This is a genomic window from Sphingomonas kyeonggiensis (assembly GCF_014204495.1).
Lineage (GTDB): Bacteria > Pseudomonadota > Alphaproteobacteria > Sphingomonadales > Sphingomonadaceae > Sphingomonas > Sphingomonas kyeonggiensis_A.
In genome coordinates, this window is sequence record NZ_JACHLN010000001.1 from 758,058 (window position 1) to 784,274 (window position 26,217).

Annotated in this window: 24 protein-coding genes; 8 read left to right on the forward strand and 16 right to left on the reverse strand. The window is 67.9% G+C overall.

What is annotated here, in order from left to right:
* The first annotated feature begins 116 nt into the window (after nucleotides 1–116).
* On the forward strand, nucleotides 117–1,406 hold the full coding sequence (locus tag HNP52_RS03710) for an adenylosuccinate synthase (RefSeq protein ID WP_184162628.1): 1,290 nt from the start codon (nucleotides 117–119) through the stop codon (nucleotides 1,404–1,406).
* Between the two features lie 92 nt (nucleotides 1,407–1,498).
* On the opposite strand, the gene HNP52_RS03715 is transcribed toward HNP52_RS03710, so the two are convergent.
* The 11 genes from HNP52_RS03715 to HNP52_RS03765 all read right to left on the reverse strand — a co-directional run bounded on the left by HNP52_RS03715 (nucleotide 1,499) and on the right by HNP52_RS03765 (nucleotide 13,137).
* Nucleotides 1,499–1,783: a hypothetical protein gene (locus HNP52_RS03715; protein WP_184162631.1), complete on the reverse strand. Its 285-nt coding sequence runs from the start codon at nucleotides 1,781–1,783 to the stop codon at nucleotides 1,499–1,501.
* 225 nt (nucleotides 1,784–2,008) lie between these two features.
* Nucleotides 2,009–3,076: a chorismate synthase gene (gene aroC / locus HNP52_RS03720; RefSeq protein ID WP_184162633.1), complete on the reverse strand. Its 1,068-nt coding sequence runs from the start codon at nucleotides 3,074–3,076 to the stop codon at nucleotides 2,009–2,011.
* On the reverse strand, nucleotides 3,073–3,369 hold the full coding sequence (locus HNP52_RS03725) for a hypothetical protein (RefSeq protein WP_184162638.1): 297 nt from the start codon (nucleotides 3,367–3,369) through the stop codon (nucleotides 3,073–3,075). Before HNP52_RS03725 ends, aroC begins: the two co-directional genes overlap by 4 nt.
* The gene (locus HNP52_RS03730) at nucleotides 3,362–3,889 is read right to left on the reverse strand and encodes a GNAT family N-acetyltransferase (RefSeq protein ID WP_184162640.1); all 528 of its coding nucleotides are present in this window, start codon (nucleotides 3,887–3,889) and stop codon (nucleotides 3,362–3,364) included. The genes HNP52_RS03725 and HNP52_RS03730 overlap by 8 nt, the downstream gene beginning before the upstream one ends.
* Entirely contained in the window at nucleotides 3,886–4,689 is an 804-nt protein-coding gene (fabI, locus tag HNP52_RS03735; RefSeq protein WP_311768392.1) for an enoyl-ACP reductase FabI, read from the reverse strand. The genes HNP52_RS03730 and fabI overlap by 4 nt, the downstream gene beginning before the upstream one ends.
* A 6-nt stretch (nucleotides 4,690–4,695) precedes the next feature.
* Complete coding sequence (locus tag HNP52_RS03740) at nucleotides 4,696–5,637, reverse strand: YihY/virulence factor BrkB family protein (RefSeq protein ID WP_184162643.1); 942 nt, start codon at nucleotides 5,635–5,637, stop codon at nucleotides 4,696–4,698.
* 6 nt (nucleotides 5,638–5,643) lie between these two features.
* Nucleotides 5,644–6,609 (reverse strand): DnaJ C-terminal domain-containing protein, encoded by a 966-nt coding sequence (locus HNP52_RS03745; protein ID WP_184162646.1) that lies wholly within the window; start codon nucleotides 6,607–6,609, stop codon nucleotides 5,644–5,646.
* Nucleotides 6,610–6,803: 194 nt separating this feature from the next.
* Nucleotides 6,804–7,694: a transglutaminase family protein gene (locus HNP52_RS03750; protein ID WP_184162649.1), complete on the reverse strand. Its 891-nt coding sequence runs from the start codon at nucleotides 7,692–7,694 to the stop codon at nucleotides 6,804–6,806.
* Nucleotides 7,694–10,177: a circularly permuted type 2 ATP-grasp protein gene (locus tag HNP52_RS03755; protein ID WP_184162652.1), complete on the reverse strand. Its 2,484-nt coding sequence runs from the start codon at nucleotides 10,175–10,177 to the stop codon at nucleotides 7,694–7,696. The genes HNP52_RS03750 and HNP52_RS03755 overlap by 1 nt, the downstream gene beginning before the upstream one ends.
* Nucleotides 10,178–10,281: 104 nt before the next feature.
* Entirely contained in the window at nucleotides 10,282–10,908 is a 627-nt protein-coding gene (locus HNP52_RS03760; protein ID WP_184162655.1) for a DUF4198 domain-containing protein, read from the reverse strand.
* 57 nt (nucleotides 10,909–10,965) lie between these two features.
* Complete coding sequence (locus HNP52_RS03765; RefSeq protein ID WP_184162657.1) at nucleotides 10,966–13,137, reverse strand: TonB-dependent siderophore receptor; 2,172 nt, start codon at nucleotides 13,135–13,137, stop codon at nucleotides 10,966–10,968.
* A 219-nt stretch (nucleotides 13,138–13,356) separates the two neighbouring features.
* On the opposite strand from HNP52_RS03765, the gene HNP52_RS03770 reads away from it, so the two are divergent.
* Together HNP52_RS03770 and HNP52_RS03775 are read left to right on the forward strand one after the other, a co-directional pair.
* Nucleotides 13,357–14,136 carry an alpha/beta fold hydrolase gene (locus tag HNP52_RS03770; RefSeq protein ID WP_221416088.1) on the forward strand — a complete coding sequence of 260 codons (780 nt, stop codon included), beginning with the start codon at nucleotides 13,357–13,359 and terminating at the stop codon, nucleotides 14,134–14,136.
* 241 nt (nucleotides 14,137–14,377) lie between these two features.
* The gene (locus HNP52_RS03775; RefSeq protein ID WP_311768393.1) at nucleotides 14,378–15,535 is read left to right on the forward strand and encodes an acyltransferase; all 1,158 of its coding nucleotides are present in this window, start codon (nucleotides 14,378–14,380) and stop codon (nucleotides 15,533–15,535) included.
* A gap of 31 nt (nucleotides 15,536–15,566) precedes the next feature.
* Here the strand turns inward: HNP52_RS03775 and HNP52_RS03780 are convergent, their stop codons facing one another.
* The 3 genes from HNP52_RS03780 to HNP52_RS03790 form a co-directional block, all read right to left on the reverse strand.
* The gene (locus HNP52_RS03780) at nucleotides 15,567–16,838 is read right to left on the reverse strand and encodes a hypothetical protein (RefSeq protein WP_184162659.1); all 1,272 of its coding nucleotides are present in this window, start codon (nucleotides 16,836–16,838) and stop codon (nucleotides 15,567–15,569) included.
* A 108-nt stretch (nucleotides 16,839–16,946) separates the two neighbouring features.
* Entirely contained in the window at nucleotides 16,947–19,430 is a 2,484-nt protein-coding gene (gene ligD / locus HNP52_RS03785) for a DNA ligase D (protein WP_184162661.1), read from the reverse strand.
* Nucleotides 19,431–19,532: 102 nt separating this feature from the next.
* Nucleotides 19,533–20,390 carry a Ku protein gene (locus tag HNP52_RS03790; protein ID WP_184164995.1) on the reverse strand — a complete coding sequence of 286 codons (858 nt, stop codon included), beginning with the start codon at nucleotides 20,388–20,390 and terminating at the stop codon, nucleotides 19,533–19,535.
* A gap of 24 nt (nucleotides 20,391–20,414) precedes the next feature.
* Here HNP52_RS03790 and pdxH point away from each other — a divergent pair, with 24 nt between their 5' ends.
* The 3 genes from pdxH to HNP52_RS03805 are packed head-to-tail and all read left to right on the forward strand — an operon-like array spanning nucleotide 20,415 to nucleotide 22,781.
* Entirely contained in the window at nucleotides 20,415–21,059 is a 645-nt protein-coding gene (pdxH, locus tag HNP52_RS03795; protein ID WP_409372611.1) for a pyridoxamine 5'-phosphate oxidase, read from the forward strand.
* 10 nt (nucleotides 21,060–21,069) lie between these two features.
* Nucleotides 21,070–21,981: a cation diffusion facilitator family transporter gene (locus HNP52_RS03800; protein ID WP_184162665.1), complete on the forward strand. Its 912-nt coding sequence runs from the start codon at nucleotides 21,070–21,072 to the stop codon at nucleotides 21,979–21,981.
* On the forward strand, nucleotides 21,978–22,781 hold the full coding sequence (locus HNP52_RS03805; RefSeq protein WP_184162667.1) for a PhzF family phenazine biosynthesis protein: 804 nt from the start codon (nucleotides 21,978–21,980) through the stop codon (nucleotides 22,779–22,781). The genes HNP52_RS03800 and HNP52_RS03805 overlap by 4 nt, the downstream gene beginning before the upstream one ends.
* Nucleotides 22,782–22,784: 3 nt before the next feature.
* Here the strand turns inward: HNP52_RS03805 and HNP52_RS03810 are convergent, their stop codons facing one another.
* Together HNP52_RS03810 and pgi are read right to left on the reverse strand one after the other, a co-directional pair.
* Nucleotides 22,785–23,087: an alkylphosphonate utilization protein gene (locus HNP52_RS03810; RefSeq protein ID WP_184162669.1), complete on the reverse strand. Its 303-nt coding sequence runs from the start codon at nucleotides 23,085–23,087 to the stop codon at nucleotides 22,785–22,787.
* On the reverse strand, nucleotides 23,084–24,577 hold the full coding sequence (gene pgi / locus HNP52_RS03815; protein ID WP_409372590.1) for a glucose-6-phosphate isomerase: 1,494 nt from the start codon (nucleotides 24,575–24,577) through the stop codon (nucleotides 23,084–23,086). Before pgi ends, HNP52_RS03810 begins: the two co-directional genes overlap by 4 nt.
* A gap of 105 nt (nucleotides 24,578–24,682) precedes the next feature.
* Here pgi and lepB point away from each other — a divergent pair, with 105 nt between their 5' ends.
* Both lepB and rnc read left to right on the forward strand, forming a co-directional pair.
* Nucleotides 24,683–25,540: a signal peptidase I gene (lepB, locus tag HNP52_RS03820; protein ID WP_184162674.1), complete on the forward strand. Its 858-nt coding sequence runs from the start codon at nucleotides 24,683–24,685 to the stop codon at nucleotides 25,538–25,540.
* Nucleotides 25,537–26,208: a ribonuclease III gene (rnc, locus tag HNP52_RS03825; protein ID WP_260395897.1), complete on the forward strand. Its 672-nt coding sequence runs from the start codon at nucleotides 25,537–25,539 to the stop codon at nucleotides 26,206–26,208. The genes lepB and rnc overlap by 4 nt, the downstream gene beginning before the upstream one ends.
* The last annotated feature ends 9 nt before the right edge of the window (nucleotides 26,209–26,217 follow it).

The window sequence follows — 26,217 nt, forward strand, 5'->3', positions numbered from 1 at the left end:
CAGGCCATGCGCGCCGCGGCTTCGGCGCCCTGCGCCCCCGCCCCCGTAACGCCCAGCCGCCGAGTCCTGTCGAAGGGCGGCTTGTGGCCCGCCCCGGCAGGCGGAGACGTGTATCCATGGCAAATGTAGCGGTTATCGGCGCCCAATGGGGTGACGAAGGCAAGGGCAAGATCGTCGACTGGCTCGCCGAACGTGCCGACATGGTCGTGCGCTTCCAGGGCGGCCACAATGCCGGCCATACGCTCGTCGTCGGCGAGAATGTCTACAAGCTCTCGCTGCTCCCCTCGGGCATCGTGCGTGGCACGCCCTCGGTGATCGGCAATGGCGTGGTGCTCGACCCCTGGGCGCTCAAGGCCGAGATCGAGAAGCTGCGCGGCCAGGGCGTGGAAGTGACGCCCGACACGCTGAGCATCGCCGATACCTGCCCGCTGATCCTGCCGCTGCACGGCGAGCTCGACGGGCTGCGCGAGGACGCCAGCGGCGCCGGCAAGATCGGCACCACACGCCGCGGCATCGGCCCGGCCTATGAGGACAAGGTCGGCCGTCGCGCGATTCGCGTCTGCGACCTGGCGCATCTCGGCGAGCTCGAGCCGCAGCTCGATCGCCTGCTCGCGCATCACGACGCGCTGCGCGCCGGCTTCGGCGTCGGCCCGATCGACCGCGCCGCGCTCGTCCAGCAGCTCGAGGAAATCGCCGGCTTCGTCCTGCCCTTCGCCAAGCCGGTGTGGCGCGACCTGAATGCCGCGCGCGAGCGTGGCCGCCGCATCCTGTTCGAAGGCGCGCAGGGCGTGCTGCTCGACATCGATCACGGCACCTATCCGTTCGTCACCTCGTCGAACACCGTGGCGGGCACGGCTTCGGCCGGATCGGGCATCGGCCCGGCAGCGGTCGGCTTCGTGCTGGGTATCGCCAAGGCCTATACCACTCGCGTCGGCTCGGGCCCGTTCCCGAGCGAGCAGGACAACGACGTGGGCGAGCGGCTCGGCACGCGCGGCCATGAGTTCGGCACCGTCACCGGGCGCAAGCGCCGCTGCGGCTGGCTCGATGCAGTGCTGCTGCGCCAGTCGGCAGCCGTGTCGGGCATCACCGGCATCGCGCTGACCAAGCTCGACGTGCTCGACGGGTTCGACGAGATCCGGGTCTGCACCGGCTACAGGCTGCACGGCGAGGAGATCGACTATTACCCGTCGAACGCCGCCGATCAGGCCGCGGTCGAAGCGGTGTATGAGACGATGCCGGGCTGGCAGGAAACCACTGCGGGTGCGCGCAGCTGGGCCGAGTTGCCGGCTGCTGCGATCAAATATATCCGCCGCGTGGAAGAGCTGATCCGCTGTCCGGTGGCGCTGGTTTCGACCAGCCCCGAGCGCGAGGACACGATCCTGGTCCGCGATCCTTTCGCGGACTGATCTGGCCTGGTCCGCGATCCTTTCGCGGACGGATCGAAGCAAGGCTATGCGCTACCCGTCCGGCCAGAGCGGGTAGCGCAACGCCCCGTGGCTTAGTTGGGCTTCTTCTTCTTGCCCTCATATTTGCGGTCCCGCTTGTCCGCTTCGGTGGATGCCGAAGCATCCTCGGCGGGAGCAGCGGGATCCGGGGCCGTCGTGGCCGTGCTGGCGTCCGGCGTGGATGCCGGCGCGTTGGCGCTCGGATCGGGCGCCGGCGCGGGGGCGGGCGTCTCGGTCGGCGTCGTCGTGGTGGACGGATCGGTAGGAGTGGTGGTCTGGGCGAAGGCCGCCGGAGCAGCAAGCAGCGCCGCGGCGCCGATCAGGGTTTTGAGCAACATAACTGGGCAATCCTCCTTCGGTTTTTGCCGAGGACCGTTGGAGCGGCAGCACATGTCTGGATTGTTTCCACGCATTTCAGCCAACCCTGCGAGGCACACGGCTGGGCAGTGAACAGAGCCGGAAGAGAGATGGGCCGAAATGTGGCAGACAAGTAAAAGCCGGCCGGATCCATCGATCGGGCCGGCTTTCAAAGCCTGAACCGGTTTCCGTCGTTACCGAACGAATCAGCCCACCTGGGCGCGGTGGAGCAGCTTCTGGTCGGCCAGGACCAGCGCCATCATCGCCTCGACCACAGGCACGCCGCGAATGCCGACGCAGGGATCATGCCGACCCTTGGTGCGGATCTCGGCCGCCTCGCCGGCGCGGTTGATCGTCTCCACTGGCGTCAGGATCGAGCTGGTCGGCTTGAACGCCGCGCGAACCCGCACCGGCTGGCCGGTCGAGATGCCGCCGGCAATGCCGCCCGCATGGTTGGCGAGGAACTCGGGACCATCGGCGCCGGGGCGCATCGGGTCGGCATTGGCCTCGCCCGTCGCCAGCGCGGCCGCGAAGCCGTCGCCGATCTCGATGCCCTTCACCGCGTTGATCGACATGATCGCAGCGGCAAGCTCGCTGTCGAGCTTGGCATAGAGCGGCGCGCCCCAGCCCGCCGGCACGCCGGTAGCCTCGCAGGTGACCGTGGCACCCAGCGACGAGCCGGCCTTGCGCGCCGCGTCGACCAGCGTCTCCCACTGGGCCGCTGCTTCGGCATCGGGGGAGAAGAAGGCGTTGCGGTCGATCTCGGCGGCATCGAAGCGCGAATAGAGGATCGGCGCGTGGCCGATCGCCTCGACCCAGCCGGTGATCGTCACTTCGGGAATGACCAGCCGGGCGATCGCGCCCGCCGCCACCCGCGCCGCGGTCTCGCGCGCCGAGCTGCGCCCGCCGCCGCGATAGTCGCGGAAGCCGTATTTGGCGTCATAGGCATAGTCGGCATGGCCGGGGCGATAGGCGACCGCGACTTCCGAATAGTCCTTCGAACGCTGGTCGACATTCTCGATCATCAGGCTGATCGGCGTTCCCGTCGTCCGCCCCTCGAACACGCCGGAGAGGATGCGGACCTGGTCCGGCTCCTGCCGCTGGGTGGTGAAGCGTGACTGGCCGGGGCGGCGCTTGTCGAGATAGGGCTGGATATCGGCTTCGGACAAGGCGATCCCCGGCGGGCACCCGTCGACGACGACGCCCAGCGCCGGGCCATGGCTCTCGCCCCAGGTGGTGAAGCGGAAGACGCGTCCGAAGGTATTGTAGCTCATCGCCTTGCTACTGTCCGATCCCACAAGGTTTTGAAAGCGAGAAGCACGGGGATGGCGACCACCAAAGAGAGCGCGAAAACGCCAAAACCCGCCAGTGAGAAGAAGGAGAGATCGAGCAAGTTCAGGGCGGCCCAAGGGAAGAGGGCCAGAATATACAATCCAGGCAGCCCTCTCGCGGCCTGCAGCAACGCCGGCCCTGTCGGCACCCGTGATTTGCGGCCCATAGCGAACCGATCCACCCCCCACGAGAGCGGCAAGACAAACAGGAAGAGGTTGGCATTCAGCTCAAACATCGCGGCTCAACCCTGTGAACGCCTGCGCATGCGTCGCGGCGCCGCGCACCCCGCACGGCATGGCGCCACCCTGAAGCGGCAGCGCCATCAGATACTCACCGGCATAGGGCGAGGCAAATCCCTGCGCCCATTCGGCCACGAAACCAAAGCGCTCATAATAGCCCGGCTCGCCCAGCACGAAGCAGAGCATCGCGCCGGCAGCCTGCAGCTGCGCGATCCCGGCCTGGACCAGCGCCTCGCCGACACCCTGCTGGCGCCAGGCCTTTTCCACCGCCAGCGGCGCCAGCGCGACGGCGGCGATGGCCTTGCCGGCGATCTCCACCTCCATCCGGCTGAACGCGACCATGCCGGCCAGCGCGCCGGTTTCCTCATCGTCGGCCACCAGCGTCAGCACCATGTCGCCGTCGATGCACAGCCGCTGGACCAGCCGCGCCTCGTCCTCCGCCGGGAAGGAACGGCGCAGCAGCGCGTCGATCGCCGCCACGTCCCCGCCGGTAGCGGGGCGCACGACGATGCTCACGAGAGCGCGATGTCCGGCGCGTCCTCGGCCTTCATGCCGATCACGTTGTAGCCCGCATCCACATGGTGGATTTCGCCGGTCACGCCAGCGGAGAGATTCGAAAGCAGGTAGAGGCCCGCGCCGCCGACGTCCTCGATCGTCACGGTACGGCGCATCGGCGAGTTCAGCTCGTTCCACTTGAGGATATAGTTGAAGTCACCGATACCGCGCGCCGCCAGCGTCTGGATCGGACCGGCCGAGATCGCGTTCACCCGGATATTCTCCGGGCCCATGTCGACCGCGAGATACTTCACGCTGGTCTCCAGCGCGGCCTTGGCGACGCCCATCACGTTATAGTGCGGGATCACCTTCTCGGCGCCGTAATAGGTCAGCGTCAGGATCGAGCCGCCCTCGGGCATCATCGCGCGCGCGCGCTTGGCGACGGCGACGAGGCTGTAGGCCGAGATGTTCATCGTCATCAGGAAATTGTCGAGCGTGGTATCGTAGAACTTGCCGCGCAGCTGCGACTTGTCCGAGAAGCCGATCGCATGGACGACGAAGTCGATCGTCGGCCACTTCGCCTTGAGCGTGTCGAACGCCACATCGAGCGCGTCCATGTCCGACACGTCACAATCGATCAGCGTGTCCGAGCCCAGCTGCTCGGCCAGCGGCTTCACGCGCTTCAGCAGCGCATCGCCCTGATAGCTGAACGCCAGCTCGGCGCCCTGCTCGCGCAACTGCTTTGCGATGCCCCAGGCGAGGCTCTTGTCATTGGCGAGGCCCATGATCAGCCCACGCTTGCCCTGCATCAATCCGGTCACGACGCGCTATTCTCCATTCTTACGCGGCTCCTCTAGACCCGTTTCGGGCGTTTCCGCCAGAGCCGCATTCAACTCGGCGCCGACTACCAGCCCCAGCCCAACGAGGAAGAAGAAGATCAGTGCGATCATCACGCCTGCAAGGCTTCCATAGGTCAGATCGTAATTTCCCAGCGTACCGAGGATTTTGGGCAACAGGGCGGTAACCAGCAACCACCAGGCCGCGGTGAACAGCGCGCCGGGCCATTTCGGGCATTTGCTCTTCCGGTAGCGGCTGGGCGTCAGCGAGTAGAACAGGATGTAGAGCGCGCCGAACAGCGCCACCGCCGGCGCGATCTTGGTGAGCGAGACGATGCGCTGCGCCTCCGACGCCCAGGGGAAGATCGTGTAGAGGAACTGCTCGACGCCGGTGAGGATCACCTGGAAGCTGAACGCCGCCATGGTGATGATCACCGAGGCGATGATCATCCCGATCGCCCCCAGCCGATATTGCCAGAAGGGCGTGCTCGAGCGGACGCCGTACGCCTGGCGGAGGATGCCGCGGATCGTCTCGATGAAGCCGGCGACCGTCCACAGGCCGACGATCGCGCCGAACCAGAGCAGGTTGCCCGTCCGCGCCATCAGCACGTCGGACACCGGCTTGCGCAGCAGGTCGGCGACGTCGGGCGGCACGGTGTGGAGGAACGCCTCCAGCGTGTGGATCCCCTCCGAGCTGCGGCCGAACAGCTGGGCGATCGCCGCCGCGACGATGAAGAAGGGGAAGAGCGTTACCAGGCTGAGATAGGCAAGGTTGCCGGCATAGGTGAAGCCGTCGTTGAACGTGCCGATCACCACACGCTTGGTGACATGCCAGAATCTGGGGCCCAGGCCGATGCGGGCGAGCAGGCCGAGGATGCGGGATCCAAGCCCCGGCTTCGCCTGCGCGGCGCCCGTATCTTCCCCTGTCGTCACAAGGCGTTAGACGCCCATGCGGCCACGCGGGTTCCCCTTGTCGGTCCAGCCCTGGGCGAACTCGATCAGCGCATCGTCATTTACCGGCAGCTCGACCATCAGCGTGACGAGCAGATCGCCGCGGCCGCCACCGGTTCCTGGCGCCTTCTTGTGGAAGCCGCGGCCCTTGAGACGGAGCACCTTGCCCGAGGACGAGCCCTTGGGAACCTTGAGCATCACCGCGCCGTCCGGCGTCGGCACGCGGACCTCGGCGCCGAGCACGGCTTCCGACAGGGTGACCGGCAGGTCGAGCCGGATATCGTCGCCCTGGCGCTCGTAGAAGCGGTGCGGCTGGATCTCGATCGTGACGATCGCATCGCCCGGCTCGCCGGCGCCTTCCTCGCCCTTGCCGGCGAGGCGCATCTGGGTGCCGGTCTCGACGCCGGCGGGAAGCTTTAGGTCGAGCGTCTTGCCGTCGCGCAGCGTGATGCGCTGGGGGGCGAGCTTCGCCGCATCCTCGAACGACACCGCGAGGCGATAGGCGACGTTCGCGCCCTTGGGCGCCGCGCGCCGGCCGAAATCGCCGAAGCCGCCCGAGAAGCCGCCGCCACCGCGCCGACCACCCATGCCGCCGAACAGCCCCTCGAAGATGTCGCCGAAGCCGCCGCCATCGCCGCCGCCGAAATCGGCGCGGAAACCGCCCTGGCCGGCGCCGGGATTGCCGCCGCCAAAGCCACCGCCGAAGCCGGCGCCGAACGGATTGACCGGATTGCCCTCGCCATCGATCTCGCCGCGATCGAAGCGGGCGCGCTTGTCCTTGTCGGTCAGCAGGTCATAGGCCTGGGTGACCTGGCTGAACTTCTCCGCCGCCTTGGGATTGTCCTTGTTGCGGTCCGGATGCAGCTCCTTGGCGAGCTTACGATAGGCCTTCTTGATATCGGCCTCGCTCGCGCCACGTGCGACATTCAGGACGGAATACGGATCAGCAGCCATCAAAACCCCTTTGGACGCGCCGTATTTCGGCGTGTCTGGTTCCTAACGCAAGAGTTGCGGATAAAACTCCCGCCAGCGAGAAAGCCGACTGTTCCAGCGCTTCCCCGGCGAAAGCCGGGGCCCAGGGCCGCAAGGGACATGGCTCCGTTACCCTGGACCCCGGCCTTCGCCGGGGAGCAGAGAAGGGAGGGGAATTAGGTGCCCGCTTCCTCCAGCGGCTCGACATCGACGGACACATGCATGTCCTGCGCGCCCGAGCCGAGCACGATGCCGTCGATCGGGGCGATCTCGGCATAGTCGCGGCCGATCGCCATCACGACATGGTCCTCGGCCATCCAGATGCCGTTGGTGGGATCGACGCCGACCCAGCCGAGATCGGGCCCGGCCCAGACCAGCACCCAGGCATGGGTGGCATCGGCGCCGACCAGCCGGGGCTGGCCCGGCGGCGGCAGGGTGCGCAGATAGCCCGAGACATAGGCCGCCGGCAGCCCGGCGGCGCGCAGGCCCGAGATCATGATCTGGGCGAAGTCCTGGCAGACCCCCCGGCGCTTGTCGAAGGCGGCGCGCGGCGGCGTATCGACCAAAGTCGCGCTCGGATCGAAATCGAATTCGCGCTGGATGCGGGTGGCGAGCGCATAGGCGGCTTCGAGCACGCCGCGATCCGGCGCGAGATCGGGGGCGCACCACTGCGCGATCGCGCCATCGAGCGGGATCTGCGGCGACGGGAAGAGATAGGATGCCGGGCTGGCCGGCGAGGCATCGCGGCTCTCGCGCGCCAGCCGCGCGATCCCTGCCAGCGTCGGATCGGACGACGACGGCACCGGGATCGGGCGCTCGACCCGGATGCGCGCGCTGCTCTCGATCGTCAGCGTGCTGGTGGCGTTCTCCATCACCAGCCGCACGACATTGGCGAGCCCGGCTTCGGCCCGCGCCGGAAAGGTGCGCCCGCCCGGCTCGACCGACAGCGCATAGTCGAGCACTTCCTGGCCCGACCAGAGGATCGGCTTGAGCCGCAGATTGCACCGCGCGAAGCCGACCGGCTGCGCATAGTCGAACCGGGTGACGTGGCGGATGCGGTAGAGCATCAGGCGAGGACGAGCCCGGCGGCGCGCAGCGGCTCTGACCCTTGCAGGAAATAGCGGCGCGCGATCGCGTCCGACAGATTGGCGAGGCGCTGCTCCAGCACGGAAAGCAGGGCGTCGTCCATCCGGGTCGCATGCGCGGTGACCAGGATGGCGGCCAGCTCGCGCGCCTGCTCCTGCTGCGGCTCGGCCAAGCCGTCATCGGACAGCACCGGCAGCTTGTTGAGATGGCCCGAGATCGCCGCGACCTGATAGGCGATGCCGCGCGGATTGCCCGGATCGAGCGTGACCAGATCGAGCACCGGCACCCGGGCGATGCCGGTCAGATAGCGCTGGCGATAGCTGATCTGGCTGTCCGCCAGGTCGAGCAGCGTGCCGAGATCGTCGCTGGTCGCATCCGGCCGGCCAAAGGCGCGCAGGAAGCCGAGCGTCGCCATCGCCCGCTCGACGCGCCGGCCCATGTCGTGGAAGCACCAGGCATCGGTGCGGCCCATATGCTCGGCGGCGAGCCCGGCCAGCGCCGAATAGCGCCGCTGCAGCGAGCCGGCTTTCTCCAGCAGCGTGCCGCGCGTCGGGAAAGGCGCGTCGAGCAGCCGGACCATGTCAGCGGCAAGGCGGTCGCGCGAGACCTGGCCGATCAGCCGGGCCTGGGCGTTGATCGAGGCGACGCTGTACCAGCCCTCGCCATCCTCCAGCGCGGCGCGGGCGAGATGGGTGAGGTCCGAGCGCTTGAGGCCGGCCGGCGCGGGTGCGGCGTTGCTGCTCACCAGGATGTCGGTCAGCTTGCGCACCGTATCGGCGGCGAGCGCCGCGCCGGTATCCGCGCTGATCGAATTGCCGAGCAGCACCCGGATCACCCCGAGCTGCGCCTCGCCGCGCTCGAGATAGCGGCCGAGCCAGAACATGTTGTCGGCCACCTGGCTGGGCAGGGTCCCCGGATTGCGGCGCAGCTGGGTCGAATCGCCCGAGGGCAGCAGCGACACCGGCTCGACCGGATCGGGCCCATGGACGCAGACGTCGGCGGACCACATGCCCTCGCCCATCACCGCGGCGCGGGCATCGGCATGCTCGCCGATCCGGGCGAAGCCGCCGGGCAGCACCGTCCAGGCGCCATCCGGCCCACGCGCCGCGAACACGCGCAGGGTGAAGGGGCGCGCGGCCAGCCGGTCCTCCGCGACCACCGGCATGGTCGAGAGATGGACGACTTCCTGTCCGACATAATCCTGCGGCCGGCGCGCCATGTCGGCGAGCAAAGCGGCGCGCGCCTCGCCCTGAATGGCGGAGCCCAGCACCGCCTTGGCCCCGGGCAGGCCGAGCGGCGGGACGCCGAAGGCGGACTTGACCAGCAGCCGGTCGAGCTCCGCCTCGACATGCGCGCGGGCATCGTCCTGCCCGCACCACCAGGTGGCGATATTGGGGAGCTTGAGCCCCTCGCCGGTCAGCAGCTCGGCGAGCCGGGGGAGGAAAGCGGCAAAGGCCGGCGCCTCGAGCAGCCCGGCGCCCGGCGCATTGGCGATGACGACATTGCCCGCGACCATCGCATCGACCAGCCCCGGCACGCCGATCGTCGAATGGCTGTCGAGCGCGAGCGGATCGAGCAGGCGCGGATCGAGCCGCCGCCACAGCGCATCGACGCGCTTCAAGCCGGCGATGGTGCGGACATAGAGCTTGTCGTCGAGCACCGCGAGATCGGCACCCTCGACCAGCAGCCAGCCGAGATAGCGGGCGAGATGCGCCTGCTCGGCATAGCTCGGGTTGAGCCGGCCGGGCGTGAGCAGCGCGATGCGCGGCTCGGCGCGGCGGCAGCGCGCGGCCAGCCCTTCGCGGAAGGCCGCGAAGAAGGGCGCGTGGCGGGCGATGTTGAGCCGGGTCTGGAGCCCGTCGAGCGTCTGCGCCATCGCCAGCCGGTTCTCGAGCGCATAGCCGGCGCCGGCGGGCGCGCGCAGGTGATCGGCGAGGACGCGCCATTCGCCGTTGGGCCCGCGGCACAGGTCGATCGCCAGCGCCTGGAGATGATAGCCGCCCGGCGGCACCGAATTGGCGAGCGGGCGCAGGAAGAAGGGGCTGCCGGTGACGAGCGCGGCCGGCACATGCCCGTCGGCGACCAGCCTGCCCGGGCCGTAGAGATCGGCGAGCACCTGCTCCATCACTTCGGCGCGCTGGGCGATGCCGGTGGCGATGCCGTCCCATTCGGCCTGGGGGATCAGCAGCGGGATCGGCGATAGCGGCCAGGGGCGCTCCTCGCCTTCGCCGGCGATGCGGAAGCCGGTGCCGATATCCTCGGCATGGCGATGCGCGCGTTCTCGGGCGGTCTCGAGATTGTCGCCGGCGAGCCCGGCCAGTTCCTCGAACACGGCGGACCAGGCGTCTCCGGCGGCGCCGCGCGCGCAGAGCACGTCGTCGCGCGGGGCGGACGCGCAATAGTCCGCGATCCACCGATCGGCGATCGTTCCCGCGTCGAACAGAGGTGCGGCGCTGCTCGCCAAGCTTTCGTCCCCAGCTATCCGGGGCGACTAGTGGGGCAATCGCTGCTGCGTGGCAACATGGGATGCGTACGTACGGCCATGCCGCATACGCATCCCGTTGCCGATCAGCGGACGAAGGTCAGCGTCGAGATGTGCATCACGCTGGCGACGTCCTGGCCGCTCAGCTTCGCCGGGGCGGTCTCGGTGTGCGAGGCGCTGACCAGATAGCGGCCGGCGCCGAGCTGCGGCACGGTGATGCGGCCCGCGGCATCGGTGGTGAAGCTCTTCTGCCAGCGATCGGGGGTGATGATCGACAGCTTGGCGTCGGCGAGCGGCTTGCCGCGGAAGAACAGGGTGAACTGGTCGCTGTTCGCCGCCACCGGCACCAGCTCGAGATCGAGCTTGTGGCTGGTCTCGCTGCGGCCGGCGCGGGCGTAGAAGATCGCGCCCTGCTTCGCGTCGCCGGCCTGCCAGGGCGCGAACACCGCATCGTCGCGCACCCGGACATCGCCGGTGCCCGGGATCGCGGCTTCGATATGGTTGGCGCGGCGGGTGAGCGCGCCCGTGCTGCCGACCAGCTGCGGCTTTTGCAGCTTGGGGAATTCGGGGTCGCCCTGGGCGGGCACCGCTTCGTTGGGCTCGCCCAGATAGATGCGCGCCGGGCCCTTGCCGTCATGCTCGACCCAGATCTCATGCGCCACGGCCGGCGCGGCGATCAGCATCGCGGCGGCGGCAAGCAGAAGCTTCTTCATCGTCACTCTCCTAGCCTGGGACGAGGGAGGCGCCGGACACGCCTCCCTGCCCCCTTATCAAAAGCGGTAGCTGGCGCCGACCGTGAAGTTGCGCGGCGCGCCGTAGCGATACTGGCTGAACGTGCCCATCTGGCTGTAATAGGTCTTGTCGAGCAGGTTCTCGACATTGGCCTGGACCGACAGATTGTCGCTCACCGCATAGCGCGCCATCAGGCTGACCAGCGCGAAGCCGCCCTGCTCGAAGCGGAAGGGCGCGCCGGTGACCGGGTTGGCCGCGACGGTATAGGCTTCGCTGCGATAGTTGACGCCGCCGCCGAAGGTCAGGCGATCGAGCGTGTAGGTGGTGAACAGCTTGAGCAGGCGGCGCGGCTGCTCGGTATTGGCGGCCACGTCGTTGCGGTCCTCGGCCTTGAACTGGCTGTAGCCGAAATTGATGTTCCAGCCGGGGAGCAGCTTGCCGGTCGCCTCGATCTCGAAGCCCTGGCTGGTCACGCCCTGCGCGGCGACATAGGTCTGCTGCGGCAGGCCGCCGCCCGGCGGGGTGACCATGATGTCGGGCTGGCCGACATTGTCCTGCTCGATGCGGAACAGCGCGACCGAGGTCTGCAGCGCATCGTTGAAGAAGGCGCTCTTGAGGCCGACCTCATAGGCCTTGCCCTCGAGCGGCGCGATCAGCTCGAGCGTGCGGGTGCGCAGGTTCTGGGGCTGGAAGATCCGGGTGTAGCTCGCATAGAGCCGGTGGTTCGAGGTGATGTCGAGCAGCGCGCCGACATAGGGGATGAACTCGTCGCTCTTGCCGTAGTTGCTCGAGCCGCTCCACGCGAAGCCGCGCTGGTGCCAGCTGGCGAGGCGGCCGCCGGCGATGATCTTGAGCGGATCGGCGATGTTGAGGCGGACCGCGCCATAATAGCCGGTCTGCTCGATCCGCTCCTGCTCGTTGCGCACCGCCGTGGTGCCGAATACCGGCTCGGGGAAGAGCGCGCCTTCGCGGCCCAGGACGGGCACGTTGGTGGCCCAGGAGTTCAGCCCGGTGCCCCAGGCCGGGTTATTCTCGGTATAGGGCGCCACGAAATTGTCGGTGTAGCGGTTGAGCACGCTGTGCAGCGCGCCGAGCACGACTTCGTGATCGCGGCCGAACAGCTTGACGCTGCCCTTGATCTGCCCGTCGAAGCTTTCCTGCGTGCTCACGCCCTTCGACTTGTAGGGGTTGCTGCTGGCGATCGTGCCGGTCGCGCGATCGGCAGTGCCGTACATGTAGAGCAGCTGGGTATCGCCGGTGTTGCGCAGCTGGTTGTAGTTGGCGGTGATGCTCCAGCGATCGCCGATCTCCTGGCGGATCGTGGCGAAGATGTTGCGGTTGGTCGAGTTCCAATAGGTCCAGTCGGCCGCGGTGGTCTGCGAGCGGTCCAGGTCGGTGGTGACCGATCCGTCATTGTAGAAGGTCGGCAGCGCACCCCAGGTCGCGCCCTTGGGCTTGGTGTCCTGATAGCTGATGCCCGCGCGGACCAGCGTGGTGTCGGTCACATCGGCATCGACCACGCCGTAGAGCACGTACTTCTTGGTGTGCAGCAGATCGGTGAAGTTCTTGCCATTCTCGTAGCGGCCCACCGCGCGAACGCGGATGCGACCATCCGCGTCGAGCGCGCCGCCGACATCGGCCGAGACGCGATAGGTGTTCCAGCTGCCGGCGCTGGCGTCGACATAGCCGGTCCATTCCTTCGCATCGGCATGCTTGCGGACAAGGTTGACCGAGGCCGAGGGATCGCCGGCACCCGAGAGCAGACCAGTCGCGCCGCGCACGATCTCGACGCGCTCATAGATCGACATGTCGATGCTGGTCTCGCCATTGCCGCCGGCGAGCGTCCAGGCGGCGGGAACGCCGTCCACCTGGGTATTCCGGATCTCGAAGCCGCGCGCGTAGAAGGTGTTGCGGACGTCATCGACTTCGTTGACCGCGACGCCGACCGCGTTGTTGATGACATCGGCGACGCTGATCAGATTCTGGTCGAGGATGCGCTGGGCGGTGACGATGCTCACCGATTGCGGCGTCTCGCGCACGGTAAGGCCCAGCCCGGTCGCGGTGTCGATCTTGTCGGGGATCGTATAGCGGCCGCTGACGACGATCTCCCCATCCTCCGCCGGCTTCTGCGCGTCCGCCGTCTGGGCGAAGGCGGGCGTGGCGAGCGCGCACAGCGCGGCACCGAGCGAGAGGGTAAGCTTGAACGTCAAGATTGCAGATCCCTTTTCCTGCGGATGGTGCGTCGCGCTTCCGGCGACGTCGCGCAGGGCCCTAATACTATTGAGAATCGTTTGCAATACATCTTCACTTCCTCGTGAATGCGCGTTGCGCAAGCGCGGTTGCGCGGCGGCAAACCTTTGGATGATTGGGAAGACCGGTTTCCGGGCGCATATCCGCGAGCATCCCGCCCTCCATTGGAGTTGCGCCCCATGCCCCCGATCCCGCTCGACCGCCGCGGCTTTTCCCGTGCCGCGCTTGCTTCGCTTGCCGTGACGCTGGCCGGCCCTGCGCTCGCTCGCCCCGCGCCCGTGAAGGCGCGCAACGTGGTGCTCGTCCACGGCCTGTTCGCCGATGGCTCGTCCTGGTCCGAAGTGATCCCGCTACTCCAGGATCGCGGGCTCAACGTCACCTCGGTGCAGAACCCGCTGACCAGCCTGCCCGACGCGGTGGCCGAGGCGACGCGCGTGCTCGATCGCCAGGACGGGCCGACGGTGCTGGCCGGGCACAGCTTCTCGGGCATGATCGTCACCGAGGCGGGCATGCATCCGAACGTGTCGTCGCTGGTCTATGTCGCCGCACGCGCGCCCGATGCCGGCGAGGATTATGCGGCGCTCGCCGCGAAATACCCGACGTCGCTGGCGAGCGCCGGCATCGTCTATGACGGCGACGAGGGCCGGCTGGGCGAAACGGCGTTCCTGCGCGATTTCGCCGGCGACCTGCCGCCCCGCAAGGCGAAGGCGCTCTTCGCGGTGCAGCAGCCCTTCCACAAGCTGCTGCTGACCGGCCGAACCACCCAGGCGGCGTGGCGCAGCAAGCCGAGCTGGTATGCCGTCTCGACCGAGGACCGCACGATCAACCCCGATCTCGAGCGCTTCATGGCGAAGCGGATGGGCGCGACGACGATCGAGCTCAGGTCGAGCCATGTCTCGCTGATCTCGCATCCGCAGGCGATCGCGCGCCTGATCCTGGAGGCGGCGGGGCAGGTTTAGGAGACATCGACGTTCAGGGGCTGTGGCGAGCGATTTCCGCAAATGCCGCGTCACCCCGGCCTTGTGCCGGGGTCCACCAAGTCTCCCGCTCTGCCGGGCGAGCCTCCTGTCCAGCACCTGCCTCCCGGTGGACCCCGGCACAAGGCCGGGGTGACGGTGGGCGTCTGAGCCCGGCGGCAATCGGGCTTGCGGTTTTCATCGAACCCCGACACCAATCCGCACAAACAGGGCGGAGAGGCTAGTGACGGAACGCGCAGGAACGCCGGCGGCAGGGGATGCCGCCGCGACCATCGACACGGAAACCCCCGACCGGACCGCCACCGGCAAGGAACATTTCGAAGTCCTGGACGGCCTGCGCGGGACCGCCGCGCTGATCGTGGTGATCTTCCACATCCAGGGCATCACCGTGATGTGGGACGGCGCCAAGGTGGTGCTGCACCACGCCCCGCTCGCGGTGGATTTCTTCTTCGCGCTGTCGGGCTTCGTGATCGGCTATGCCTATGACGATCGCTGGGAGCGGATGACCACCGGCCGCTTCATCGCGCTACGGCTGATCCGGCTGCACCCGCTGGTGATCCTCGGCGCCTTGCTCGGGCTGGCGAGCTATCTGTTCGATCCCTTTGCCGGCAAATTGCAGGCGGTGCCGCTGGCCTCGGTGCTGGGCGCCTTTGCGCTGTGCCTGTTCGCGCTGCCGAGCTGGCCGCTGGCCAATCGCTGGACCGACACCCACCCGCTCAATGGGCCGATCTGGACGCTGTTCCAGGAGTATATCGGCAACCTCGCCTATGCACTGGTGCTGCGCCGGCTGCGCGCGCGCTGGCTCGCGCTGCTGGCGGTGGCGAGCGGCGTGGTGCTGGCGGTCGGGGCGACGCTGCACGGCACGCTCGACCAGGGCTCCTATTGGGAGACCTTCTGGATGGCGCCGGTGCGGCTGTTCTTCCCGTTCCTCACCGGACTGTGGCTCTACCGGGTGCGCGACCGGCTGCCCGATATAAGGATCGGCTGGTTGCCGCTGTCGATCGCGATGCTCGCCGCGATCGCCGCGCCGACGCTGCCGCCGGTGGGCGGGATCAAGATCAACGGGCTCTACGAGGCGCTGGTGGTCATCCTGATCTTTCCCGCGATCCTCGTCGCGGGCCGCCATTCCGAGGCGGGGCGCGGCATGCTCTGGCTATGCAAGGCGAGCGGGCGCATCTCCTACCCGATCTACATCACCCATTTCCCGTTCCTCTATCTCTGGATGAACTTCGTCGCGACGGGGCATGCATCGACGGGCCAGCTGCTCGCGATCGGCACCGCGCTGGTGCCGTTGCTGCTGCTGGTGGCCTGGCTGGCCTATCGCTTCTGGGACGTGCCGATCCGCACCCGCCTGGGCGTCTGGCTGCGCGCGCGGGGCTGAGGATCGGCGACCCCCGGCCCCGCGCACCGGTTCAGCGGGTAGCGGGCGTCGCCACGGCGGGAGCAGGCGCCGGTGCCGCGACCGGCTGCGACGGCAGCTCGGGCAGGTCCTCGACGCCGGGCAGGTCCCAGCGATCCATGGTCATCGCCGAGCAGGCATAGGTGGCGCGATCACGCAGCGGCGCCGGTTTCAGCGACGCGGCGAGCGCGGGCTGGCCGGCGCTCAGCACGCCGCGCGCATCCTCGATGTGCGAGGTCCAGGCCATGGCGTTGAGCCATTCGCCGTTCGCCAGCCCCACGCCCATATAGGGCACGAAATCGCCCAGATAGACGGTGTCGCCCGCCTCGACATGGAAGGTCGGCGCGCCGAAGCAATAGGTGTTCGAGCTCGGCAGATTGCCCGCCGCGCTCGACGAGATCACATAATCGCCCGGCGTGATCCGCATCGCATGCACCTCGTACAGCGCCTTGCGATCCTTGGTCCTGGCGTTCAGCGTATAGGTCGTCGTGTCGCCGGTCTTCTTCCAGTCCTTGGGCCGGTAGAGCAGGTCGCGGACGTTCACGTCATAGCGGGTGATCGAGAAATTGCCCGACTTGCCGGCGCTGCCCTCGTCCGGGCGGCGGAAGCCGAAGACGAGCACCGCCTCGCCGGGCGCGACCACCACGGGCACCTTGGGATCCACCTTCTTGCCCAGATAGAGCGTGCCCGGCCCGCTGAGCGGCGCATCGAGCTTGAGCTTGCGATCGGGCCCGATCACGAAGCTGGTGCGCTCGGTGATCCCGCCCATCACCTGCTGCGCGCCGACGATCGAGTTGAAATAGTCGTTGCGCTGGGCATCGGTCATCGCGCCGACCTTCGCGGCGGTGTCCGACGGCACGTCTATCAGCCGCCAGCCCTTGATCAGCAGGCAGGCGCGGCGATTGGCGCGGCGCTGCTTGCCCTGCGAGATCGCGCTGCCGATCAGCCCGCCGATCAGCCCGCCCGCGCCCGCCGCGACCGGCGAGATGATCTGCGGATTGTAATAGACCGGGATCATCCCGCCCGGCGTGCGCGATCCGCGCGCGATCAGCCGGCAATCCTGCCAGTCGGCGTCATATTGCGCGCGGGTGGCGCCGGGCTTGTTGTAGAAGCGGGTATCCTTGAGGTCGCGCGCCGCGTCCTCGGCGATTTCCTCGGGCGTATCGTCGGTTGCGGCCGGTTTTTGCGGCACCGGCGCGGGCTTGACCTCATCGATATGGGCGTAGGTCACTGCCTGGCCATGGGCCGATTGCACGGTGAACGCCGCGGCGACGGCCGCGGTCACAAGAAGCCTTGAGCGCATACATCCCCCTATTTGCGCATTTTGGAATAGGGAGGATTAACCAGCTTTGGGACCTCGTCCAGACGGAGTTTCAACCAGTTGCGGGCTATCTCAAACGTCCGGCAGCACCTGGTCGGCAAGCCCCCAGCCCCGCAGCGCACGCCCGGTGGCACGCGCCAGCAGCTCGGCACTGTCCCGGATCGAGAAATGCCTGGGGCTGTCGATGTCGCGCAGCTCGCTCCACGTCACCGGCGCCGCCACCGGCGCGCCTTCGCGGGCGCGGGCGACATAGGGAAGCACGGCGGTGCTGCCGCGCTGGTTGCGCAGGTAATCGATGAAGATCCGGCCCTTGCGGCTCGCTTTCTTGAGGTTGGCGGTGAAGCGCTCGGGCTCCGCCTCCGCCAGCGCGCGGGAGAAGCGCTCGCAGAAGCTCTTCGCCGCGGGCCATTCGGCTTCAGGGGTCAGCGGCACCACGACATGCACCCCCTTGCCTCCGGAGAGCAGCGGCCAGCTGGTCAGCCCGAGCTCGGCGAGATGCTCCTTGATGTCCGCCGCCGCCTTCTTCACGTCCTCGAAGCCCAGCCCCTCGTCGGGATCGAGGTCGAACACCAGCCGGTCGGGCTTCTCGACATCGGCGACCAGGCTGCCCCAGCCGTGGAACTCGATCGTCCCCATCTGGACGCAGGCCAGGATCCCGTCGACATCGCCCAGATAGAGATAGGGTTCGACCGAGCCGTCCTTCTCGCGGATGTCGACATGGTGGACATGCTCGCCGAAGCTGCCGGCGTCGTGCTTCTGGAAGAAGCATTGCCGCGCCCGGCCCTGCGGACAGCGCACCAGGCTGATCGGGCGATTGGCGAGCCAGGGCAGGGTGATCGGCGCGGTGGCGAGATAATAGTCGGCCAGGTCGCCCTTGGTGAGATCGTCGCCGGGGAAGATCACCCGCTCGCGGCTGCTGATCTTCACGGCGGAGACGGGCGATTCGGGTAGCTTGGCGGGCCTCTCCGCCACCACGTCCTTCACCTTCTTGTCCTCGCGCAGGCCGATGAAGCTCGCATGGCGCACGACATTCTCGGCGGTGAATTCGGCAAAGGCGATCTCGGCGACCAGCTTGGGCTTCACCCAATGCGCGCCGCGCGCTTCGGCTTTCGGCACCGCGGCGGCCGGCTTGTCGGCGGCGATGCTGTCGAGCCGTTCGCGCAGCGCGTGCAGCGTGTCGGTGCTGAACCCGGTGCCGACCTTGCCGGCATAGACCAGCCCGTCCGGCCCGTTCAGCCCGAGCAGCAGCGAGCGGAAGCCGCGTCCCTTCGCGCTCGACGGCAGCCAGCCGAGGATGACGAACTCCTGGCGGCGGATGCACTTGGTCTTGAGCCAGGCCTTGGTGCGCGTGCCGCGATAGGGCGCGTCGGCGCGCTTGGAGACGACGCCCTCATAGCCTTCGCGACACATCGTCTCGAACAGCTTCTCGCCGCTCCCCAGCACATGCTCGGAAAACTGGATACGCGCATCCGCCCCCGCCAGCAGCGCGCGCAGCCGTTCCTTGCGGGCGAGCTGGGGCAGCCCGGCCAGGTCCTCGCCATCCGCCTCGATCAGGTCGAAGGCGAACATCACCAGCCCCTCCCCGCCGTTGGACAAGGCTTCCTGGAGCGAGGAGAAATCGGGTTTCCCGTCCTTGAGCGCGACGATCTCGCCATCGATCAGCGCCGGGCCGGGCAGGCTGGCCGCGGCTTCGGCGATGCCGGGGAAGCGATCGGTCCAGTCGAGCCCGGTGCGGGTGTAGATCCTCGGGCCCTTGTCGCCGAGGCTCAGCAGCGCGCGATAGCCGTCATATTTCACCTCGTGCAGCCACTGGTTGCCCGCCGGCACGGTGTCGACCAGCGTGGCGAGCTGGGGCTTGCGGAATGCGGGATTCTTGCCCTTGCCGTCACCCCGGCGAACGCCGGGGTCTCGTGCGCTGGCGCCAGCCGCCTGAGATCCCGGCGTTCGCCGGGATGACGGTTTGGAGGGGGCCTTCTTCCCCTCCGCGATCTCCTGCATCGTCCGCCCGGTCTTCACGCTGGTCAGCCCGGTCTCGACCAGAGCGTCGGTGGCGCCGGCATATTGGTCGTCGATCTTGCGGAGCAGCCAGTTCTCGTTCTTCTCGCGGCCGCGCGGCTTGAGGCGGATCAGCAGCCACTCGCCCCGCATCCGCTCGCCGTCGAGGGTGAAGTGGAGATGGCCCTTCTCCAGGTCCTTTTCGCTCTTGCCCTTGATCGGTGCCCAGGTCCCGTCGTCCCACAGCATCACCGTGCCGCCGCCATATTCGCCCTTGGGGATCACGCCTTCGAAATCGGCATAAGAAAGCGGATGGTCCTCGGTGCGCACCGCCAGCCGCTTCTCGTCCGGATCGAGGCTCGGCCCGCGCGTCACCGCCCAGCTCTTGAGCACGCCGTCGATCTCCAGCCGGAAATCCCAATGCAGGCGTGTCGCGTCGTGCTTCTGGACGATGAAGCGATGGCCCTTGCCCTTGGCGACCTTGCCCGCCGGCTCCGCAGTCTTCGCGAAGTCGCGCTTGGAATTGTATCTGGCGAGGGGGTCAGTCTTGTCGGCAGCCATATCTACCTCGTCATCCCCGCGCAGCCGGGGATCCAGAGCCAAGAGCGTCGCGCGAATTACCCTGGATCCCCGCCTGCGCGGGGATGACGGGAAGGAGGACCGTCACGCCCGCTTCTTCGCCGGGGCCTTGGCTGCCGGCTTGGCCTTCGCCGGCGCCCGGGTCTTCGCCTCGGGCTTCTCCAGCGACTTCTTGAGCGCCGCCATCAGGTCGACCACGTTCGAGCCGCTGCTCTCCTTGCCGTCGCCCGCATCCTCGATGATCTTCCTGCCCTTCGCCTTCTGCTTGCGCGCGATCAGGTCGCGGAGCGCATCGACATAGCGGTCGTGGAATTTCTTCGGATCGAACGCCGCGACCTTCTTCTCGATCAGGCTCTCCGCAAGCCCGAGCAGCTCGGGATCGGGCGCGTCATCGGGGATGTCGCGGAAATAGCCCTGCGCCTTGTTGACCTCATCGGCATAGCGCAGCGTCTCGAGCACCATGCCGCGCCCGCACGGCTTGAGGCTGACGACATATTCCCGCCCGCGCATCGCCAGCTGGCCCAGCCCCACCTTGCGGGTGCGCCGCAGCGCCTCGCGCAGCACGATGAACGCTTCCTCGGCCAGGTCGTCCGCCGGCACGACGAAATAGGGGCGTTCGTAATAGAGCACGTCGATCTCGTCGGCGTCGACGAACTGGGTGAGCTCGAGCGTCTTCTTCGATTCGAGCTTCACCGCATCGATCTCGTCCTGCTCGAGCAGGACATATTCGCCCTTCTCGACCTCGAACCCCTTCACGATCTCCTCGGGCTCGACCGCGCCGACACCGGGGGCGACCTTCTCATATTTGATGCGCTTGCCGCTCGGCTCGTGGATCTGGTGGAAGCTGATCTGCGCGCCCGATTTGGTCGCGGTGTAGATCTCAACCGGGATCGACACGAGCGCCAGCCGTATCTGTCCCTGCCAATAGGCGCGCGCCGCCATCTCGCTCTCCTCGTTGCGAAGCCGATTCAATGTGCCAGCAAAGGAGTCGTTCCTCGACAGCTATTCGGCGGAAGCGTAGAGCCCCGGGCCATGAGCACCGATCCGTTCGAACTGTTCGACAGCTGGTACCGGGAAGCGCGGGAGAGCGAGCCCAACGACTCCAACGCGATGACGCTGGCAACCGTGAGCGCGGACGGCCAGCCTTCCGCCCGCATCGTCCTGTTGAAGGGCCATGGGCCGGACGGTTTCGTCTTCTACACCAACCGCGAGAGCCGCAAGGCGCAGGAGCTGCACGAAGGCGCGAAGGTCGCCCTGCTCTTCCACTGGAAGTCGCTGCGCCGCCAGATCCGCATCGAGGGCGGTGTCAGCTTCGCCACCGATGCCGAGAGCGATGCCTATTTCGCCAGCCGCGCGCGCGACTCCCAGCTCGGCGCCTGGGCATCGGACCAGTCCCACCCGCTCGACAGCCGCGAGACGTTCGAAGCCCGTTTCGAGGAAGTGAAGGCGCGGTTCGCGGGCCAGGACGTGCCCCGCCCGCCGCATTGGGGCGGCTACCGCGTCACTCCGACGCGAATCGAGTTCTGGCAGGACCGTGCCCACCGCCTGCATGAGCGCCGGCTGTTCACCCGCGCCGGCGCCGGCTGGTCCGAGGGCCTGCTATATCCATGAGCTCCTGGCGATGAACAACCTCGCCCGCCGCGCCGCGCTCGCCAGCGTCTGCTCCGCAATCCTGCTGGGCGCGCTCAAGGCATGGGCCGCCTGGACGACCGGGTCGGTCGCCGTGCTCGCCAGCCTGGCGGATTCGGTGCTCGACCTGTTCGCCTCGCTGGTGACGCTGGGTGGCGTCCATTGGGCCTCGCAGCCGGCCGACGAGAATCATCGCTTCGGCCATGGCAAGGCCGAGGCACTGGCCGCGCTGTTCCAGGTCGTGGTCATCGCCATCTCGGCGCTCGCCATCCTGATCCGGGCGATCGAGCGGCTGCAGACCGGCGATGTCTCCGCCTCGCCCGAATCGGGCATCGTCGTCAGCATGATCGCGATCGTCGTCACGCTCGCGCTCACCCGCTACCAGCAGCATGTGATCGACCAGACCGGCTCGATCGCGATCGGCGCCGACCGCATCCACTATACCTCGGACCTGATGCTCAACGCCGCGGTGATCGCCGCGCTCGCGCTCGATGCCTGGGGCCTGCGCGGCGCGGACCCGGTGTTCGGCATCGCCATCGCCTTCTGGCTGCTGTTCGGCGCCTGGCGTGCTTCGGAGGCTGCGATCGACCAGCTGATGGACAAGGAATGGCCCGAGGAGCGCCGCCGCGCCTTTGTCGAGGTTGCCGCGCGCAATCCTGCGCTCAAGAGCCTGCACGACCTGCGCACCCGCTCCAGCGGCAATCGCGACTTCGTCCAGTTCCACATCTCGATGAACCCGGCGATGACGATCCTCCAGGCGCATGACGTGGTCGAGGCGCTGGAGACGGAGCTGGGCGCGGCCTTTCCGGGCACCGAGATCCTGATCCATGTCGACCCGGACGGCCATGTCGACGAACCCGAAAACCCGATGACCGAAGCCAATTTGTTGAAGGACGCCGAGTGACCCTGCCTTTCGCCCAGATCGATGCCTTTGCCGACCGTCCCTTCACCGGCAACCAGGCCGCGGTGATGCCGCTGGAGGCCTGGCTGCCCGACGAGACGCTCCTGGCGATCGCGGCGGAGAACAACCTTGCCGAGACGGCGTTCATCATTCCCGATGCGAGCGGCGAGGCCGATTTCGAGCTGCGCTGGTTCACGCCCGCCGTCGAAGTCGCGCTGTGCGGCCATGCCACGCTGGCGAGCGGCCATTTCGTGCTGTCGGCCGATCCGGCGCGCGAGGGCGTGACCTTCCGCACCCGCAAGGCCGGCATCCTCGAAGTGCGCCGCGACGGCGATGCCTATGCGATGGCGCTGCCCGCCTATCCGCCCGAGCCCGCCGAGGTGCCCGGCCTGCTCGAGGCGCTGGGCGTCGGCATCGGCGAGACGCTGCGCCATCCCAATGGCTATGACCTGACCGTGCTGGAAAGCGCCGAGGCGGTGCGCGCCCTCAAGCCCGATTTCCGCAAGCTCGCCGCGATCGGCGACACGCTCAACATCGTCACCGCGCCGGGCACCGATACCGACGTGGTCAGCCGTGTCTTCGCGCCGGCGGCGGGGATCGACGAGGATCCGGTCACCGGCTCGGCCCATTCGGTGCTGACGCCCTATTGGGCGAAGCGCCTCGGCCGCGACACGTTCAGCGCCTATCAGGCCTCGGCGCGCGGCGGCCACATCGCCTGCGGGCTTGCCGGCGACCGGGTGATCCTGGGCGGCAAGTGCGTGACGGTGATCGTCGGCGCGTTCGCGCTCGAGGGCGCCGGCTAGGGCCTAGCGCTTGCGCACGAACTCGGCGCGCAGGACGAGGCCCTTGATGCCTTCGTACTTGCAGTCGATCTCCTGCGCGTCGCCGGTCAGTCGGATCGACTTGATCAGCGTGCCGCGCTTGAGCGTCTGCCCGGCGCCCTTGACGGTCAGGTCCTTGATCAGCGTGACCTGATCGCCATCTTGCAGCAGGTTGCCGACCGAATCGCGGACTTCGACCGTCTCGGCGGCGCCGGCTTTTGCGGCGGCCTCGGCGGCGGGGATCCACTCCCCGCTCGCCTCGTCGTAGATATAGGCGTCGTCGCTCACTTGAAGGCCCTTGCGATCAGGGCGTCGGTCGAGGGATCGAATCCCTCCCCACCCGCGCCCGCCGCCTTGGCCATTTCCTTGCCCAGCTCGACACCGAACTGGTCGAACGCGTTGATGCCGAGCAACACCGCATTCACGAAGGTGCGCTGCTCATAGAATGCCAGGACCGCACCCAGCGTACGCGGATCGACGGTGTCGAGCAGCAGCGTCGCCGAGGGGCGATCGCCCGGATAGTCGCGTGCCAGGTCGTCATTCTTGCGACCGGCCATCAGCGCCGCGCCCTGGGCGAACATGTTGAGCAGCAGCTGGCGGTGATGCTCTTCCGCGAGGCCGTCGCCCGGCTCGATCGATCCGATGAACTCGAGCGGCACCAGCCGCGTGCCCTGGTGGAGCAGCTGGAAAACCGCATGCTGGGCATCGGTGCCAACGCCACCCCAGGTGATCGGCGCGGTCGGATAGGTCACCGGCTCGCCCTCGGCGGTCACGCGCTTGCCGTTCGATTCCATCTCGAGCTGCTGGAGATAGCTCGGCAGCAGCGCGAGACGCTCGTCATAGGCGAAGGTGGCACGCGTCTCGCAGCCGCGGACCTGCGTGTAATAGAGGTCGGCAAAGGCGGCGAGGACCGGCGCATTCGCCTCGAACGGGGCGAGGCGGAAGTGGCGGTCCATCTCGGCCGCGCCTTCGAGCAGTTCCTCGAACGCATCCCAGCCCAGCGCCAGCGCCGCCGGGAAGCCGATCGACGACCAGAGCGAATAGCGCCCGCCAACGGATTCGTTGAAGGGCAGCACGCGGGTCTCGTCGATGCCGAACGCAATCGCTTTTTCCGGCGCCGCGGTGAGCGCCACAAGCTTGCCGTACGGATCGGCGACGCCGCCCTGCATCAGCCACGAGATCGCGCTCTCGGCGTTGAGCATCGTCTCGGTGGTGGTGAAGGTCTTCGAGGCGATCGCGATCAGCGTGGTAGCCGGATCGAAGCGATCGAGCGCGGTCTCCAGCGCCACGCCGTCGACGTTCGAGACCACCGCCACTTCATACCGATCGGCGTCGCGGCCGAGCGCGTCGACCAGCAGGTCCGGACCCAGCGCCGAGCCGCCGATGCCGATATGGATGATGCTGCGCACCGGGCCAAACGCCTCGGCCTCGATCGCGTCGATCAGCGCGCGCATGCGGGCGTGATAGGCCTGGGCGCGGGCGACGCTGTCGGGCGAGCCTTCGCCGCGCTCGGCGGTGTGCTCTACGGCGCGGCCTTCGGTGACGTTGATCTTCTCGCCGGCGAACAGCGCGTCACGCTTGGCGACCAGGCCCATGTCGGCGGCGATCTTCGAGAAGGCGGCGATCAGCTCGGGCGTCAGGTGCGTCTTCGACCAGTCGAAGTGGATGCCGGCGACGTCGGCGGAAAGCTTGGCGACACGATCGGCGTCGCGCGCGAACAGCTCGGTCAGCGTCGAGGCTTCGAGCGATTTAACGGCGGACCAGTCGGGCAAGCTCATGTTCATCTCCAATTGCGACAAGCTGCCCCTATCGTCCCATTCTCTCCACCGCCACTCCATTCATCGGCTTGACCTCACCGCCCGGCCCAAGCAGAGCAGCACCCCATGGAAAACACGCCTGCCGATTCCCTCGACGACAAGCCCGCCACCCCCGCCAAGGCGGCCGTGGAGGACAAGCCCAAGAACGAGTGGAAGGAGCTTGGCGTCTTCCTCGTCAAGCTGGCGCTTATCGTGTTCGTGGTGCGCAGCTTCATCTTCTCGCCCTTCTCGATCCCGTCGGAATCGATGATGCCGCGGCTGCTGATCGGCGACTATCTGTTCATCACCAAGTGGAACTACGGCTATTCCAAGCACTCGTTGCCGTGGAGCCTGCCGCTGATCCCGGGCCGCATCTTCCCCGGAACGCCTTCGCGCGGCGACGTGGTGGTGTTCAAGGCGCCGGGCCATAATGGCGAGGACTGGATCAAGCGCGTCGTCGGCCTGCCGGGCGACAGCGTCCAGGTGGTCAACGGCCAGGTGATCCTGAACGGCAAGGCGGTGCCCAAGCAGAAGGTCGCCGATCTCGAGCTGCCGATCACGCCGAACTTCACCAACTGCCCCACCCTGTTCCAGAGCGTGAGCGCCAAGGGCGACGCGGTCTGCAAGCTGCCGCGCTTCCGCGAGACGCTGCCGGGCGGCAAGAGCTATGACGTGCTCGACCAGGGGCTGACCCCGCAGGACAATACCGAGGTCTATCATGTGCCCGCCGGCCATGTGTTCCTGATGGGCGACAATCGCGACAATTCGACCGACAGCCGCTTCTCGCAGCCGCCCGAGGGCCAGGGCATCTCCTATGTCCCGCTCGAGAATATCGAGGGCAAGGCGGTGCTGAGCTTCTGGTCGACCGACGGCAGCGCCAACTGGTTCCTGCCTTGGACCTGGTTCACCGCCGCGCGCTGGAGCCGCATCGGGGAAGGCTTTTGAGCGCTCCCGACCTCGGGGAGTGGATCGCGAAGACTTTCGGCCAGCGCCCTTCTGACCTGGCCCCCTATCAGCGCGCGCTGACGCATGGCAGCCAGGCGGCGGAGAATTACGAGCGGCTCGAGTTCCTGGGCGACCGGGTGCTCGGCCTTGCCATCGCCGAATGGCTGTACGAGCGCTTCGCCAGCGAACCCGAGGGCGCGTTGTCGCGGCGGCTCAACGCGCTGGTGACGGGGGCGATGTGCGCCGATGTCGCGCGCGAAGTCGGCGTGCCGGTGCTTCTCCGCCTCGGCAAGCAGGCGCGCGGCGATGGCGCTGCGGACAGCGACAATGTGCTGGGCGACGCGATGGAGGCGCTGATCGGCGCGCTCTATCTCGAATTCGGCTTCGCGCCGGCGCGCGACTTCGTCCGCAAGGCCTGGGCCAGGCATATCGACGCGCACGCCAGCGCGCCGCGGCATCCCAAGTCGGCGCTGCAGGAATGGGCCGCCGCAAACAATCGCCGCCCGCCCGAATATGTGGTGACCGACCGCTCGGGCCCCAACCACGCACCTCGCTTCACGGTGAAGGTGTCGATCGGCAGCTTCGCCGACGCCGAGGCCCAGGGCACGAGCAAGCAGGACGCGGAAACCGCGGCCGCGGCGGCACTGCTGGCGAAGCTCAAGGCTTGATCTCCCCTG

Excerpts from the sequence above, each read along its gene's own strand:
- HNP52_RS03725 (WP_184162638.1), bottom strand. The coding sequence starts at position 3,369 with ATGTTTGAGCTGAATGCCAACCTCTTCCTGTTTGTCTTGCCGCTCTCG.
- HNP52_RS03760 (WP_184162655.1), bottom strand. The coding sequence starts at position 10,908 with ATGAAGAAGCTTCTGCTTGCCGCCGCCGCGATGCTGATCGCCGCGCCG.
- HNP52_RS03770 (WP_221416088.1), top strand. The coding sequence starts at position 13,357 with ATGCCCCCGATCCCGCTCGACCGCCGCGGCTTTTCCCGTGCCGCGCTT.
- lepB (WP_184162674.1), top strand. The coding sequence starts at position 24,683 with ATGGAAAACACGCCTGCCGATTCCCTCGACGACAAGCCCGCCACCCCC.
- HNP52_RS03710 (WP_184162628.1), top strand. The coding sequence starts at position 117 with ATGGCAAATGTAGCGGTTATCGGCGCCCAATGGGGTGACGAAGGCAAG.
- HNP52_RS03750 (WP_184162649.1), bottom strand. The coding sequence starts at position 7,694 with ATGCTCTACCGCATCCGCCACGTCACCCGGTTCGACTATGCGCAGCCG.
- HNP52_RS03800 (WP_184162665.1), top strand. The coding sequence starts at position 21,070 with ATGAACAACCTCGCCCGCCGCGCCGCGCTCGCCAGCGTCTGCTCCGCA.
- HNP52_RS03745 (WP_184162646.1), bottom strand. The coding sequence starts at position 6,609 with ATGGCTGCTGATCCGTATTCCGTCCTGAATGTCGCACGTGGCGCGAGC.
- pgi (WP_409372590.1), bottom strand. The coding sequence starts at position 24,577 with ATGAGCTTGCCCGACTGGTCCGCCGTTAAATCGCTCGAAGCCTCGACG.
- HNP52_RS03715 (WP_184162631.1), bottom strand. The coding sequence starts at position 1,783 with ATGTTGCTCAAAACCCTGATCGGCGCCGCGGCGCTGCTTGCTGCTCCG.
- HNP52_RS03790 (WP_184164995.1), bottom strand. The coding sequence starts at position 20,390 with ATGGCGGCGCGCGCCTATTGGCAGGGACAGATACGGCTGGCGCTCGTG.
- ligD (WP_184162661.1), bottom strand. The coding sequence starts at position 19,430 with ATGGCTGCCGACAAGACTGACCCCCTCGCCAGATACAATTCCAAGCGC.
- aroC (WP_184162633.1), bottom strand. The coding sequence starts at position 3,076 with ATGAGCTACAATACCTTCGGACGCGTCTTCCGCTTCACCACCTGGGGC.